The 13759-nt window shown below is 63.8% G+C and carries 13 protein-coding genes; 7 read left to right on the plus strand and 6 right to left on the minus strand.

From position 1 onward, the window contains the following. Nucleotide 1: 1 nt before the first annotated feature. Nucleotides 2–1135, minus strand: a complete 1134-nt coding sequence (locus GXY33_04595; GenBank protein ID NLX04405.1) for a substrate-binding domain-containing protein — start codon at nucleotides 1133–1135, stop codon at nucleotides 2–4. Between the two features lie 263 nt (nucleotides 1136–1398). Here GXY33_04595 and GXY33_04600 point away from each other — a divergent pair, with 263 nt between their 5' ends. The 5 genes from GXY33_04600 (at nucleotide 1399) to GXY33_04620 (ending at nucleotide 6230) form a co-directional block, all read left to right on the plus strand. Continuing rightward, the gene (locus tag GXY33_04600) at nucleotides 1399–1641 is read left to right on the plus strand and encodes a hypothetical protein (GenBank protein ID NLX04406.1); all 243 of its coding nucleotides are present in this window, start codon (nucleotides 1399–1401) and stop codon (nucleotides 1639–1641) included. A 106-nt stretch (nucleotides 1642–1747) separates the two neighbouring features. Beyond that, nucleotides 1748–3037: an ATP-dependent Clp protease ATP-binding subunit ClpX gene (clpX, locus tag GXY33_04605; protein NLX04407.1), complete on the plus strand. Its 1290-nt coding sequence runs from the start codon at nucleotides 1748–1750 to the stop codon at nucleotides 3035–3037. Between the two features lie 159 nt (nucleotides 3038–3196). Beyond that, a complete protein-coding gene (locus GXY33_04610) occupies nucleotides 3197–3385 on the plus strand; it encodes a hypothetical protein (protein ID NLX04408.1) in 189 nt (62 codons plus the stop codon). A gap of 83 nt (nucleotides 3386–3468) precedes the next feature. After that, nucleotides 3469–3750 (plus strand): hypothetical protein, encoded by a 282-nt coding sequence (locus GXY33_04615; GenBank protein ID NLX04409.1) that lies wholly within the window; start codon nucleotides 3469–3471, stop codon nucleotides 3748–3750. 95 nt (nucleotides 3751–3845) lie between these two features. Further along, on the plus strand, nucleotides 3846–6230 hold the full coding sequence (locus GXY33_04620) for a HEAT repeat domain-containing protein (protein NLX04410.1): 2385 nt from the start codon (nucleotides 3846–3848) through the stop codon (nucleotides 6228–6230). On the opposite strand, the gene GXY33_04625 is transcribed toward GXY33_04620, so the two are convergent. Together GXY33_04625 and dgt are read right to left on the minus strand one after the other, a co-directional pair. After that, nucleotides 6227–6901, minus strand: a complete 675-nt coding sequence (locus GXY33_04625) for a DedA family protein (GenBank protein NLX04411.1) — start codon at nucleotides 6899–6901, stop codon at nucleotides 6227–6229. The two genes, GXY33_04620 and GXY33_04625, sit on opposite strands and share 4 nt — an antisense overlap. A 42-nt stretch (nucleotides 6902–6943) precedes the next feature. After that, nucleotides 6944–8023, minus strand: coding sequence for a dNTP triphosphohydrolase (gene dgt / locus GXY33_04630; protein NLX04412.1), 1080 nt, complete (start codon nucleotides 8021–8023; stop codon nucleotides 6944–6946). A 126-nt stretch (nucleotides 8024–8149) separates the two neighbouring features. Here dgt and GXY33_04635 point away from each other — a divergent pair, with 126 nt between their 5' ends. Next, complete coding sequence (locus GXY33_04635; GenBank protein ID NLX04413.1) at nucleotides 8150–9295, plus strand: glycosyltransferase family 2 protein; 1146 nt, start codon at nucleotides 8150–8152, stop codon at nucleotides 9293–9295. A gap of 15 nt (nucleotides 9296–9310) precedes the next feature. Here the strand turns inward: GXY33_04635 and GXY33_04640 are convergent, their stop codons facing one another. Next, nucleotides 9311–10126 (minus strand): hypothetical protein, encoded by an 816-nt coding sequence (locus tag GXY33_04640; protein ID NLX04414.1) that lies wholly within the window; start codon nucleotides 10124–10126, stop codon nucleotides 9311–9313. A gap of 191 nt (nucleotides 10127–10317) precedes the next feature. On the opposite strand from GXY33_04640, the gene GXY33_04645 reads away from it, so the two are divergent. Next, entirely contained in the window at nucleotides 10318–11367 is a 1050-nt protein-coding gene (locus GXY33_04645) for an RluA family pseudouridine synthase (GenBank protein ID NLX04415.1), read from the plus strand. A 176-nt stretch (nucleotides 11368–11543) separates the two neighbouring features. Here GXY33_04645 and GXY33_04650 read toward each other — a convergent pair whose 3' ends face one another. Both GXY33_04650 and GXY33_04655 read right to left on the minus strand, forming a co-directional pair. Beyond that, nucleotides 11544–12194 carry a hypothetical protein gene (locus tag GXY33_04650; protein NLX04416.1) on the minus strand — a complete coding sequence of 217 codons (651 nt, stop codon included), beginning with the start codon at nucleotides 12192–12194 and terminating at the stop codon, nucleotides 11544–11546. A 303-nt stretch (nucleotides 12195–12497) separates the two neighbouring features. After that, nucleotides 12498–13759: hypothetical protein (locus GXY33_04655; protein NLX04417.1), on the minus strand; the 1262-nt coding region annotated here is incomplete at its 5' end.

The raw sequence follows: 13759 nt of genomic DNA on the forward strand, positions 1-13759 counted from the left end.
GTTATTCCTCACGGGGTCGCCTGGCCCCGCACGTGGCGCCGATCACCAAACGGGGTGGAAGCAGTACGTGCTGTTTCAGCTCGCCGTCGTCACGGTCTCGCAGCAGGAGCTTGACGCCCTCCCGCCCCATCTGCTCGAACGGCTGAACGGTGTGCGTCACGTAGAGGTAGTCCGGGTTGTTGTACATGTCCGCCCCGATCACCGCCACGTCTTCGGGAACGCGCCGACCGAGTTCGTGCAACGCCCGCAGACCGCCGTAGGCCATTGAAAACGTCGGTGAAACCATCGCGGTAAAGGCCCGACTATCCTTACGAAGCAGTTCGACAACCGCATCGTGGGCGGGAACCGCGCTGTTCTTGATGGGAATCTCCACCATCAGCCTCTGGTCGTACTCCAACCCGTAGTCCGACAGGGCCCGCCGGTAGCCGACCAGGGTGTCGGGCCCCACGGTATCGTAGCGGCCCGTGGTCAGGTAACAGATCCGCCGATGCCCCAGCATGATCAGGTGCTCGGTCGGCAGATAGCCCATACGAACCTTGTCCGTCATCGCCACCGGCGCGTCCAGGCCCGCGATGTACTGATCGAGCATCACGATCCGCGTGCCCTGGTCCTGGAGTCGCTGAATCAACTCCGCATAGGCGGGGTCCATCGAATCCTCGAACAGCGGACAGACCAGGATCCCGGCCAAGCCCTTGCCGCTGAGACGTTCCAGGATGCTCCGCTCCCGCGACCGGTCCAGCACGCTGTTGCAGACCAGCACCTCATAGCCCCGACTTGTCGCCTCTTCCTCGACCCCCCTGAGCATCTGAGCGCTGTGGGTCATGCTCACGTCGGGGATGACCAGACCGATCAGTTCCGCCGCCGGCATGGCGCCCCGGCCACAGGCTGGCGCCTTACGCACGAACGTCCCCCGCCCGCGATGGCGGACCACAAATCCCTCCCGCTCCAGATCCTGCATCGCCCGCCGAACGGTCACCCGATCGACCTCGAATTGGTCCGATAACTCCCGCTCCGGCGGTAGTTTCTGACCGACCGACATCTCAGCGATCCGCCGGCGCAGATGCTCCCGCACCTGGACGTACAGCGGGCCGCTTCCACCCTCCGCAACAGGTTCAGCGTCGTCCAGACCAGCCATAGTCACCCTCGATTGCCGGATGCGCCATCAATTGGTTGCTACTAATACAACCTTTACCACCTCTTATACCACCAATTCATCTCTGATGCAATGGTCAATTCTGCTCCGGGTTCCGACAGAACGCCGCCCTTTGAGGGGTAGTTCACGCCGGCAGACCCTCAGGAGGCTACAATAACGTAGGAACCCGGGGTTAGTCGGGTCGCGGAACGGGAAACTATGGCTGGCGTCGTGGCCGTCGGTGTGTATAATGACTCCGGAAGGGTATGGACACCGAGGCACTGGTCAAACTGCTCTACGTCGGAATGCTTCTGATCGGGGCGTTGATCGTGCTCTGGATCGTCGTCGTAATCATTCGCCATCAGGCCCTGAAGCACGACGAAATGAAGTCTGGACCAGGTTTTGACCTCGATCAGCTCAAGCGGATGCGCGAGGAAGGCCAGATATCGGACGATGAATATCGGATACTCCGCGAAAATGCGATCCAGCAGATGGACCGGAAAAAGTAGAATCCCGGCCGAGAATGTCACCAAGAGTGACGATAGAAGGCGATAGAACAGTGCGGAGCGAGGCCAATCGTGGACATTAGGTCAGGACGACACAGGATTTATAAGCATGGCAACTAACAAGAACAGCGGATCAGGCGGTGGAGCACGGCGAGGGAAGTTCAGCAGCACGTGCAGCTTCTGCGAGCGTTCGCAGCGGGAGGTCGGACCGATGGTGGAAGGCCCCAACGGGGTCTACATCTGTTCGAGCTGCGTCGAGTTGTGCCACAACATCATCGCCCAGGAGCGTCGCCGCAACACCTCAACCAAGGCCAAGTTCGGTTCGACGCCCAGCCCGCGGCAGATCAAGGAGTTTCTCGACGAGTACGTGGTGGGCCAGGAGCGGGCCAAGAAGTCGATCTCGGTGGCGGTCCACAACCACTACAAGCGGCTGCTGGTCGCCGACGGCGAGGACGGGGTGGAGATCGACAAGTCGAACGTGCTGCTGATCGGTCCGACCGGGTGCGGCAAGACGCTGATCGCCCGGACGCTGGCCCGGCTGCTGAACGTGCCGTTTGCCATCGCCGACGCGACCACGCTGACCGAGGCGGGCTATGTGGGCGAGGACGTGGAGAACGTGTTGCTGCGGCTTTTGCAGAACGCGGACTACGATATCGAGGCGGCCCAGCGGGGCATCATCTACGTCGACGAGATCGACAAGATCCACCGGACCTCGCAGAACGTCTCGATCACCCGGGACGTCTCGGGCGAGGGCGTTCAGCAGGCGTTGCTCAAGATGCTCGAGGGGACGGTGGCCAACGTTCCGCCCCAGGGCGGCCGCAAACACCCGGAACAGCAGTACATCCAGATCGACACCACGCACATTCTCTTTATCTGCGGCGGCACGTTCGTGGGCCTGGACAACATCATCAGCAAGCGTCTGGGACGCAAGATGATCGGTTTTGCCAGCGAGGTTCAGGACGGCCGCGACGAGATGGAGACGGTGGCCAAGCTGCTGGACCAGGCCACGCCGGAAGACCTGATCGAATTCGGCATGATCCCGGAATTCGTCGGCCGTACGCCGGTGTTGACCGCCCTGCATCCGCTCAACGAGGATGCGTTGATCAAGATCCTGACCGAGCCTAAGAACGCCCTGGTCAAGCAGTATCAGAAGTTCTTCGAGATGGAAGGGGCGGAGCTGGAGTTCACCGACGAGGCGTTGAACCTGCTGGCCCGGAAGGCCATGGCGCGGGATACCGGGGCCCGGGCCCTGCGGGCGGTGACCGAGGAACTGATGCTGGAGATCATGTACGAGCTTCCCGAACAGAAACGGGGCGGCCGGTACGTGATTACCGCCGACGTGGTGGCGGGCAACCAGCAGGTCTTCCCGCAGGTGGACATCCAGAAAGAGTCCGCCTGAGGCAGGCCGTCCGATAATCAGCGGCGTCAAGGACATAGCAGCGGTTGCGAAGGGGTCGAATGGCGAAGTCCTGGCCAACTCCTCAAAGCCCCCCTTCCGACTACCGATAGAGGGAATACGGAACGTACCTGAACCAGTAATGCAGTTAACGGGACATCGATGACGATCACGGTCTTGTGCCCCAACCTGAAATGCCGGAAGGTCCTGGCGGTGCCCGACCACACCCGGGGCAAGAAGGTTCGCTGCAAGTACTGCACGACCACCTTCGTGGTTCCGGCCAAACGTCCGTCCCGGGCTCCCGCGCCTCTGCCGCAACCGTCCGACGAAGAGATAAAAACCGTCGAGTAGCTCCCGCCCCCTTGCCTCGGACCCGCCTTCAATGCTACCATGACCGCCAGCGGCTGCGATTCCGACCCAACTCCCGAGGTTTTATGGTCCGAGAAAAGAACGACGACAAGCGGGCGATGCTGCTGGGCATGGGGCTCGATAACGAGGACGGGCACGTGCGGATCACCAAGGGAACCAACTTTCGGCTGCTCGGCGGTTCGCACGAAACCCACGAACGGATGCAGGAACAGGCGATCAAGTTCAACGAGAAGCTGGACCGGCGAGGCCGTCGGCTGGAAGAAGTCTCGCGTGAGGAGTTTGTGGACCTGGCCCGCGAGGTCGGCATGCCGGTGCTTCCGGACGACCTGCCTCGACCGCGGGAGTAGACGGGCGGCAGGCAACTCAACTCGGCGGCGTCCCGAGCCGATCTATGGATGGCGGACAAAGTCCGTCCATGGGCGGTTTTATCGGGACTTGACCTATGACCGATCAATACCGGCAGCTTCTGACCACGATCGGCCGGTCGGCCAACGAGGCGGCGGACCAGGCGATCGGTTTCGCCCTGCTCGCCGACGACGGGCGATGCGCCGGGCGGCTGGCGTCGACCCTCATGCAGCGGGCCAACGACGACGCGATTTCGTACGTGGTCCGGGCGTATCACAAACTTGATCCCGATTTCCAGAAGCGGCTGGTCGATCTGTGCCCGGCCATCTCGGGCTCATTGCGTCTGGCCTCGCGCGACGAGGCGCCGCAGGCCAAACAGAACGTGATCGAACTGATCAATCTCTCGGCCCAGCCGAGCATGACCTACATCCTGGTCCGGCTGCTCCACGACGACCTGCCGGCGGTCCGCACGCAGGCCGCGGAGGCCCTGCAGCGCCTGGCCGAGCGCCTGCTCGAGCAGTTGGAGCGGGAAACCGCGCCCGAAGAACTGGGCCAGCCGCCCAAGGAGCCTTCGGCCGCCCTGCGGGCCCAACTGCATCAGTACTGCATCGCCATTGAGAACGGACTGGACTCTTTCAGCGCCCACCTGCGGACCGAGTTGGTCGAGTCGGCGATGTACCTGGCGGCGTACCTGCCCGACAACGTCTGGGCGAAGTTTGCCCAGCCGCGCAGCCGCGTGGGCCACGCCGCGGTCGAGATTCTACAGCGGACTTCCGATCGGCGGCTCGCCGCCTTCGCGTTCCGGGCCCTGCTCGAGGACGAGTTGGTCCGCCCGGTGGCCAAAATTATCTCGGGGGTGGCGAGCAATGACTTCATGCGCGAGTGGCTCCGCCACGGCTGGTACCGCCATCACTGCATCGAGCGCAAGCACCTGGGCTGGATCCGCGATTTTCGATGGGTCCTGCACGATACGGGCCCCGTGCTGAAGCTTCCATCGGCCCTCCAGACGATCTTTGTGGAGGTGCTGACGGCGACCTCCACGCCGGTCAGCCGCAAGGCGCAGGTCTTCGGCGATCTGCTCCGGTCGCCCCATCACGCGGTCCAGAAATGCGCGGTCGAGGCCCTGACCCGGATGGAGTCGCCGGAGGTCACCGCCCTGCTCAAGCACGTGGCGTCGATGGACCGCCGGCTCAACTACTCGCCTGAGGCGATCGGAACGGCCCGCCAGCACATCCGCCGGCTGGACGCGTCCGCCGCGAAGAAGCCGGATCAGCCGGTCGTGATCGACAGCGAAGACGCCAACCGCCAGCAGTTCGAGGCGTTCTGGCTGGAGTTCGACCAGCTCGACGCCGCGACTTGCCAGGCGAACATGGACCAGCTCTACAACATCGACGCACAGATCGTCTCGCGGGTTCGCGACAAGATCCGCTCGCCGCACTCAGCCGACCGGGCCCGCGCCCTGTCGCTGGTCAAGAAGGCCAGGCTGTTCGTGGAGTTCGAGCGGGAGCTCTGCGCGCTGTGCCGCGACTCCGACCGTTACGTGCGGGCGTCGGCCGTCTCCTCCCTGGCCGAAGTGGCCTCCAGCGAGGCGGAGGCGGTCCTGCTCGATGCGATGGACGATCCGGACCCGCGGGTTCAGGCCAACGCACTGGAGGCCCTCGAAACCTTCAGTCCGCCGAACCTGGCCGACCTGGTGGTTCCGAAACTCGAAAGCGCCGACAACCGGGTCCGCGCCAACGCCATCAAGGCGATCCTGCGTCCGGAGCACGCCCTGGCCCTGCGGGTGCTGGCCGGCATGCTCGAGCATCCGGACCCCAGTTTCCGCCGAAGCGCCCTGTGGGTCGTTCAGCGGACGCTTCCCCTCTCGCTGGTCAAAAAGGTCAACAAGCTGGCCAGTGAAGACCCGGACCCCCAGGTCAAGAGCAAGGCCGCAGCGGCCATCGGCGATCTGGTCCAGTGCTGGAAAGAGAACAAGCAGCGCCCGGCCAAGCAGAAGGCTGCGCCGGAAACCCGGACCTTGGCGCTGCTGCTGCTGGGCGCCGAAACGATCGAGCCGCAGTATCCCAAGCTGTTTTCCGAACCGCTCGACACCACCGGCGTGGTCGTGCTGGTCATCTTCGCCGCGGCCCTGGTCGGCGCCGGCCTGATGGCCCTGTTCGGCTATATCCGACAGAAGCGCCTCGAAAAGCTCCCAGCGATCCTGGGCCGCCCCAGGCAGTTGCTCGAAGAGGTCCAAGGGATCATCGAACTGAGCGCCTCGGAGCGACGATTGCTCCAGCGGATGGCCTTTCAGATGCGGCTGCCGCAGCCGGTCAGCCTGCTGCTGTGCCCGGCCCTGCTCGTCCAGGCCGCTCACTTCTGGCAACAGTCGCACCGCACGGCGGCGGCCCGCCAGTGGGGCCTGAGCCGCTTCGACGCCCTGTCCCGCCGCGTCTACCGCTGCAGCCTCAACCAACTGGCCCGGACCGTGGAGGCGAGCTAGGCCGCATCCACGAACAGATGCGAGAGCATCTGCAGCAGCACGAAGACCACCGCCAGCAGCACGATCACGATCACCGTGGCGAGGTTGAAGTACTTCTCGATCAGCGGCTTGGCTTTGGCCCCCACGTAGTACATGATCGCCGCCTCCGCGAAAAACCGCATCGAGCGGAAGATCGCGGACGTGACCACGAAGCCCGCGAAGCTGATCGAGCAGATGCCGCCCAGCCAACTGAACATCATGTAGGGCACCGGCGTGAGGGCCGCGGTGGCCACCGCCCAGAACTCGTACTGTCCGTACAACCTCATTGCCTGGTCCGCCTTGGGTCCCATCGCGACCAGATCGAACATCGCAATCACCCGCTCGCCGCCGATGGCCAGGCCCAGCCCGAAGGCCACGCACCCGCCCAGCACGCTGAAGATCACCGTGATCAGGCCGTAAGTGAACGAACGCTTCGGTCTGCCCATGCACAAAGCCAGCAGCAGCACGTCGGCCGGCACGGGAAAGAAGATCGCCTCGCAGAACGCCAGAACCGCCATGGCCGGCGCGCCGTGCGGCGTGTCGGCCCAGTGGATCGCCCACTGGTACATCCGTCGGTGAACCTGCCAGCGGGCCACCGGCGCCGGCGGCGCAAACTCCGAGACGGTGGTCTCCCGGCTCAGGGACTCGGTCATGGTCTGCACACTCCTGAATACAGTTCGTCGAGAACGCCGCCGCTATTCGGCTCTTGGTCCGATCAGCACGTTCAGCGAACTTAACAGTATATCATCCTCACCGAACATCTGTCGATAGACTTTCAGGCAGAAGCGATCGGTCATGCCGCTGATGTAGTCGCCGATGATCCGCTCCAGCTCGCACTCGTCCCGCCGCCGATGGTAGCGACGCGGCAGCAGGTCGGGCTCGGACCGGTACTTCTCGAACAGCCGGATCACGATCCGCTGGCACGCTGCGTCCGTCTGGGCGATGCTCGGATGCCGGTAAATCTTATCCGCCACGAACCGCTCCAGTTCGGCCAGCGCCGCCGCCGTCGTCTCGCCGAGCCGCAGGACGGTCCCGTCCGGGCGCTCCTCCGCGTGCAAGTCCTCGATCACGATCCGCTGAATGTTCTCGACGACCAAGCGGCGGATCACGTAGATCGGCCGGTCGCGAAGCGCCGGCTCGACCCGCTCGACGGCCTGCCGCCACAGCCGCAGTTCCGGCAGTTGTCCGGCCTCGATCAACTCGGTACCGATCGCGTCCTCAAGATCGCCCGCGTCGTAGGCGATGCGGTCGGCCCAGTCCGCGGCCTGAGCCACCAGCGACCCTCCGGCCTGGGCTTCGGGCCGGTCGTAGGGCCCATTGTGCCCTTCGATGCCGGACAGCACCGCACGCGTCAGGTTCAGTCCGGCAAACCACGGATACGGCCGTTCCAGGGACCGGACCACCCGAAGCGACTGGGCGTTGTGCTCGAAACCGCCGAAGGCCCCCAGGGCCGTGCTCAAGCCGCGTTCGCCGGCATGGCCGAAGGGTCCGTGGCCCAGGTCGTGGGCCAGGCACACCAGCTCGGCCAGTTGCGGCTCAGCCCCGAAGCGACAGGCCAGCACCATGCCCATCTGGGCCACCTCCAGGCTGTGGGTCATCCGCGTCCGGAAGTGGTCGCCCTCGAACGGCAGGAAGACCTGCGTCTTGTACTGGAGTCGTCGAAATGCCATCGAATGCACGATCCGGTGCCGGTCCAACAGCAGCGGGTTGGCGTACAGGTCGGCCTGCGGGTCGGGGTGTTCGCGGCTGTGGTCGGCTTGCGGCGGTCGCGTCACGCTGGAAATCTCCTGATCGCTTGGTTGTCCCATTTTAGGCATCAAGCCCCCCACCGACACTCGCCGATAACTCCACTATTATAAGCTTTTTTCCAAACGAGCAAGTCCAGCAACGGAAATTCGGGCATGGCCCAGCCGGCAATCACCCTCGTCATACCTAACTTCAATCGTGCCAGCGAGTTGGAGCAGACCCTGGAGCGGATCACCGAGCTCAACGAGCTGGACAAGCAGATTCTGGTGATCGACAACGCCTCGACCGACGGGGCGCCCGAGATGGTCGAGAGGCGCTTTCCGCAGGTTGAACTGGTGCGGCTGGACCAGAATCTGGGCACAGCGGCCCGCAACGTCGGCCTGGAGCGGGCCCGGGCGTCGATCACCCTGATGCTCGACAACGACAGCTACCCGGAACCAGGGATACTTAAGAATATTCATCAGGCGTTCGAGCAGGAGCGGCACTTGGGCATCCTGGCGTGCCGGGTCAAGCTGCCCTCGGGACGGCACGAGTCCGGCGGACTGCCGGGCGTGTTCGTCGGCTGCGGGGCGGCGATGCGAACCGACCTGATCCGCCAACTCGGCGGCTATCCCGAGGACTACGGGTATTACGTCGAGGAGTACGACCTCTCGTGCCGGGTCTGGCAGAGCGGCTACCGGGTCCGCTGGAGCGAGCAGGCCCTGGTCCATCACGCCAAGAGCCCGTCGCAACGGAACATGGACCGCATTCTGTACTTTCTGACCCGCAACAACCTGCAACTGTGGCACCGTTTCTCGCCACCGGCCCGGCGGGCGGCCATGCTGCGGCAGACCGCGGCCCGCTACGCTGCGATCGCCCGGATCGAGCGGGCGGTCGGGGGCTTCCTGCGCGGGTTGACCGGCGGATGGTACCGGATCGCCCGGCAGTACCGCAGGCGAACCGAACTGACGCCCGAGCAATTCGACGCCCTCTTCGGCGGGCGGGCCATCCGCGCGCACGTCGAGGCGATGCAGCGGGACGGCCTCCGCACCGCCGCCATCTTCGGGTGGGGCAAGGGGTTGGAGCAGATCATCGAGTACCTGCGCGAAGGCGGGATCGCCGTCACCCGAATCATTGGCGATCGTCCCCTGCCGATCCGCCGATGGATGTCGCTGCCGGTGGATCGCAGCGACGGCAATACGCTATCCGAGGATGCGCTGGTGGTCGGTTCGCTCTCGCCGGGCGTGGCGATGGACTATCACGAGCAGGCCCAAACAAAATTCCCCAACGCCCGGGTGGTCCGGCTGGCGGATTTCTCGTAGACGCGGCAGAGGCCGCTAGAACCGCGCCGAAGCCGCCCCGCGCGGGCTGCGGAAGCGCCCCTTGGCCTTGAGCTGATCCCGAATCCGGGCGGCGTTTTCATAGTCTTCAGCGGCGATCGCCACTTCGAGCTGCTCGCTGAGGGTCTGCTTGACGCCGTACTGCCGGCGGATCTGCCGCTCGAGCATTCTGAGTTCCGCGATCGACGGATCGTGCCGCAGCCACTTGGTCAGTCCGTGGTCCTCATAGACCTTGGCGATCTGGCCCATGCCGGACTTGATCTGCTCGACCGCCTCGTCGAAATCCTTGTCGAGCACCCGCCGCTGCGTCAGGGCGATGGTCCGGTGCCAGAGGACGAATGGACGGTACCGCTCGTGGTTCTCCACGTGATCCTCGTCGTCGCAGTGATCGCGGATGAAGTCCATGGCCTCGAGCGTGTAGTCGGCGTCGCGGACCGCCCGCTCGTAGTAAGAGGCGGCCGTCGAACTCTCGCCGCCGTCCTGAGCCCGCCGCGCCACCGCCAGCATTCCGACCCGACGGTGGTAGAACTGGGTCATCTCGCGGTCCAGTTCGGCCCAGGCCTTGCGCGGCACGCCTCGCGAGGGATCCTCAGCCTTCACCTCGGCGACCCGGCGCGTGACGTACTCCAGGTAGGTCTGGCAGTTATGGGGCTTGGTCGCGTCCGGCCGGCCGTCGATGACCATCTGGAGCAGTCCGCAGTCCAGACGGAGCTGAAGCTGCGGCTGACCGTCCGTCCCGACGACGACGCGGGCGTCCACCCCTTCGTCGGATGACGGCCACGACCGTAGGATCGAGCCAATGTCTTTGGACACCTGGGACCCTCGTTTCATCAGTCTGTAGAGCCTTCGAAAAAGGTTCACGGTACTGCGTTTTACTGAATTATACCGCGACTCGCGTGGAAAAAGAGCCAAAGCCAGCCACCGAATGCATTTATGCTCAATAAGGTCAGAGGGTTCCAATGTGCATTTTCGCGATCCGCTCGCTATACTTGATTATCCCGAGTATGGACGAGCAGATCAATAACAATCTCGACCTCCTGGAGATCGAAGAGGCCCAGGAACTGGACCAGGACGGCGGCCCCATCCACGCCCGAATCGAGGTGCGCAAACGCCGCTCGCGAAGCCGGATCGACAAGTACCTTCAGGGGCGGTTTCCGCGATTTTCTCGGACCGCGATCCAGAAACTTATCAAGGAGGGGGCGATCACCGTCAACGGCAGGGCGATCAAGCCCAGCTACGAGATCATGCCCGCGGACCGGATCGAACTGATCCTGCCGCCTCCGGAAACCCGCCAGATATTACCCGAGGACATTCCCCTGAGGATTCTCTACGAGGACGAGTATCTCCTGGCGGTCGACAAACCGCCGAACATGGTCGTGCATCCGGCCCGCGGGTATCAGAGCGGCACGCTGGTCAACGCCCTGGTCCACTACTGTGACAACCTCTCAGCCAGCGATGATCCGGTCCGTCCGGGCATCGTCCACCGGCTCGACAAGGATACCACCGGGGTGATCCTGGTGGCCAAGAACGATGAGGCGCACTGGCGGCTGTCCCTGCAGTTCGAGCGGCGGCGGATTCACAAGGAATACCGCGCGGTGGTCGAGGGCGAGTTGGAGTTGGACTCCGACCGCATCGACGCCCCCATCGGCATCCATCCGCAAATCCGCGAACGGTACTCGGTCCGCAAGGGCATCGGGCGGCCGGCCGCGACCGTCTACCAGGCCGTCGAACGGCTGGCCGGCTACACGCACGTTCGCCTTCTGCCGGAGACCGGGCGAACGCATCAGCTTCGCGTTCACATGTCGTGGATCCGCCATCCCATCGTGGCCGACTCGATGTACGGCGGCAAGAGCCCCACGGTCGGTGAACTGCTCGGCACGGACGATCCGACCCCGGCCATCGGCCGTTTCGCCCTGCACGCCCACCGGATCGAGTTCCGCCACCCGATCAGCGGGCAGACCCTCGCCATCGAAGCCCCCCTGCCGCAGGACTTTCAGAACCTCCTCGATGTGCTGCGGACCAGGGCCGGCATGTCCCGAAGCCGCAGCGGCTGAGCCGTCATCGCCATTCAAAAGGAAAGGCAAGGGACGCGGTTGGCTGATCCCTTGCCTTTAGGTTTCCTGTCGGACTATATTCGGCCTCAACCGTTGAGGCCGGCAAACTGCCTCAGCCCCACCCCGCCGCAACAGGCGTCCCCTTCGTCGACGGCGAGGGCGGGCCAATCAAACGGTTACGAATGGTACCAGAGGTACCAGAAGAAGACCTCCCAGCCGAGCTGGAGCGAGTTCTCCTTGCAGTACGGATCGATCCAGTCGGTCTGGCAGATGCAGAGGTACTTGCAGTACCAAGTCTTGTTGTGGTGGTCCTTGAACCGGTTGGTCCAGTAGATCTGATCGCTGTAGAAGGCGGCGCAGTACCCGTCGTAGTTCGTCCAATCAACGGCGTACGGGGCCGGCCAGGCGGGAATCCCATAGGCTTCGCCCTGGGCCTCAAAGTAGAGCTCGGCGCAGCCGCTGCTGCACCAGACGTCGCAGGCCGGGCAGTGGCAGGTCGGCACCGACACGTCGCCCAGGTTGTGCATCATCCCGCCACAGTAGTCCTCGTTGATCGTCCAAGCCATCCAACTGGCGTTCAGTTGCGACTGGGTGCGGACGTTGTTCCACTGCCCGCTGTGCATCCAGTCGGGCATCCAGATATCGCCGGTCGAGGCGGAACTGCTGATATTCGACTTGCTGAAGCCCCACAGGCCCAGCGCGTAGTCGATATCGCCGTCCTGCATCATCCGGTCGGCGATCCCGCCGTGGGCGATCGGGCCCCAGGCGTAGGCCGGAGCGACACAAAGCAAAGCAACCCCCAATGCGCAGACAAGAATCGTTCTCATGAGCGAAACCTCCTTGGAAAAAGTGAGACAGGATTGAGTGGACAGGACTTCGGACGTTGAGCTTTTTGCATGGACGGGATTGAAATGGCTCAGCATCCGGCACCTCAAGACGAAGTCCGACACGAACCCTTTTCCCCGCTGAGCGCCGTCCTACGGACGAGACGCCCCCTTCCCCGAGGCATGACCCTACTACTGGAGTTTGATACCGCAGGGAGTCTGGATTGTCAAGCCAAAACCGAGAAACGGTCTATACAATCATCCGTTTCCGTGTTTCCTCGTGAGCAACCGGTTGACCGGATGGGTCTACGGCTGCGGTTTTCCTGCCAGGTCAACCCCGTTTACCTGGAGTCGTTTTTGACAACTGCCGTACCACGTCGTGTCGAGGGCCTTGCCGGGAGCGAGTTGGAGGTGGAACTCCCGCGTGTAGGTTATGTTCCGCTGGCCGGGCCCGCCGACGGACGAAGAAACCGCTTGCCAGTGGGTTGGGTACCACGGACCGTTTTCGAGTTTGGCGTAGTCGAGATACTCCACGTGCTTTTCAATCACGTGTCGAGCGTCGCCACCGAACCGCTCGCTGCGGATGTGCGCCTCGACGGGGACATCGTCGCGGCTTGGATCGATCCAGAAGACCTTTTCCTCACGTTTTGAGCCCGCGGGCGATTCGTCTTGCGAGAAATCCCCAAACCGCAGCCGCAGGCCGAGGATGCCTGGGCGTTTCTCATCCGTGGTCAGATCCACCTGGGGTCCGAAGCCGTAGAGAAACAGTTTGTCTCGCCCCTGCCAGATGTGAGACTCGATGAGGTAATCCAGCTTGGGCGGGTTCTCTTCGAAGGGTTGCTCCTGTTCGACCAGCACGGTCTTGACGTCGGGCGTCTGCGCGAACCTTGCGTTCCAGGCCGTCTTGCCGTCTCCGGAATAACACAGCAGCGGCACGGTCGTCTTGGCCAGTTCGAGCACGTGGTCCATGGTCGGCTTGGGCCAGCCCTGGATGCCGAGCATCGGCGAATCCGGGTAGTCGTCCTCGCGGAATGCGTAGATGGCGTAGATTCCGGCGTCCCGGTCTTCGGAATGGAGGTGCAGGAACATCTTGCGGCTGCCCCACTGCTCGCGATGGTCGGTCTCGGCCAGCAGCGCGGTGTAGGTCGCCCCAAAGCCGCTGTGGAAGCGCCGGTCCAGCCGATCCAGGACCTTGGCGGCCTCGGGCGCCGGGCGGCTATCGACCACCTTGGAAGCCTTGGGTGCACCCAGATCGTATATGTCGTCCACCTTCGCGCCATAGGTGAAGACCGTTTCCCGAGGATCCGGCAACTCCCGCTGCATCTTGTGAACCAGCCCGGTCTCCGGGTCGGACCAGAACGAGTCGCGGGCCACGCCTTCGGTCAACCCCGCGCACGCCGAACCGCCCACGTAGGATATGTCGGTCCGGCGGAGTTTGCCGTCCTGGGAGTGCTCGAGGCTCATGATTTCGCTGCCACCGGCTTTGAGGCCGGCAATAAAGTCGTCCAACAGCACGAACTGCCCCATCGCGCTCTGACGGATTTTCTCAGCGGTGAAGTCCGAGATGC

It is taken from the genome of Phycisphaerae bacterium (genome assembly GCA_012729815.1).
GTDB lineage: Bacteria > Planctomycetota > Phycisphaerae > JAAYCJ01 > JAAYCJ01 > JAAYCJ01.

Coding starts and splice junctions, on each gene's coding strand:
- GXY33_04595 (NLX04405.1), bottom strand. CDS start 1,135: ATGGCTGGTCTGGACGACGCTGAACCTGTTGCGGAGGGTGGAAGCGGC.
- GXY33_04625 (NLX04411.1), bottom strand. CDS start 6,901: ATGACCGAGTCCCTGAGCCGGGAGACCACCGTCTCGGAGTTTGCGCCG.
- GXY33_04620 (NLX04410.1), top strand. CDS start 3,846: ATGACCGATCAATACCGGCAGCTTCTGACCACGATCGGCCGGTCGGCC.
- clpX (NLX04407.1), top strand. CDS start 1,748: ATGGCAACTAACAAGAACAGCGGATCAGGCGGTGGAGCACGGCGAGGG.
- GXY33_04600 (NLX04406.1), top strand. CDS start 1,399: ATGGACACCGAGGCACTGGTCAAACTGCTCTACGTCGGAATGCTTCTG.
- GXY33_04615 (NLX04409.1), top strand. CDS start 3,469: ATGGTCCGAGAAAAGAACGACGACAAGCGGGCGATGCTGCTGGGCATG.
- GXY33_04610 (NLX04408.1), top strand. CDS start 3,197: ATGACGATCACGGTCTTGTGCCCCAACCTGAAATGCCGGAAGGTCCTG.
- GXY33_04645 (NLX04415.1), top strand. CDS start 10,318: ATGGACGAGCAGATCAATAACAATCTCGACCTCCTGGAGATCGAAGAG.
- GXY33_04635 (NLX04413.1), top strand. CDS start 8,150: ATGGCCCAGCCGGCAATCACCCTCGTCATACCTAACTTCAATCGTGCC.
- GXY33_04650 (NLX04416.1), bottom strand. CDS start 12,194: ATGAGAACGATTCTTGTCTGCGCATTGGGGGTTGCTTTGCTTTGTGTC.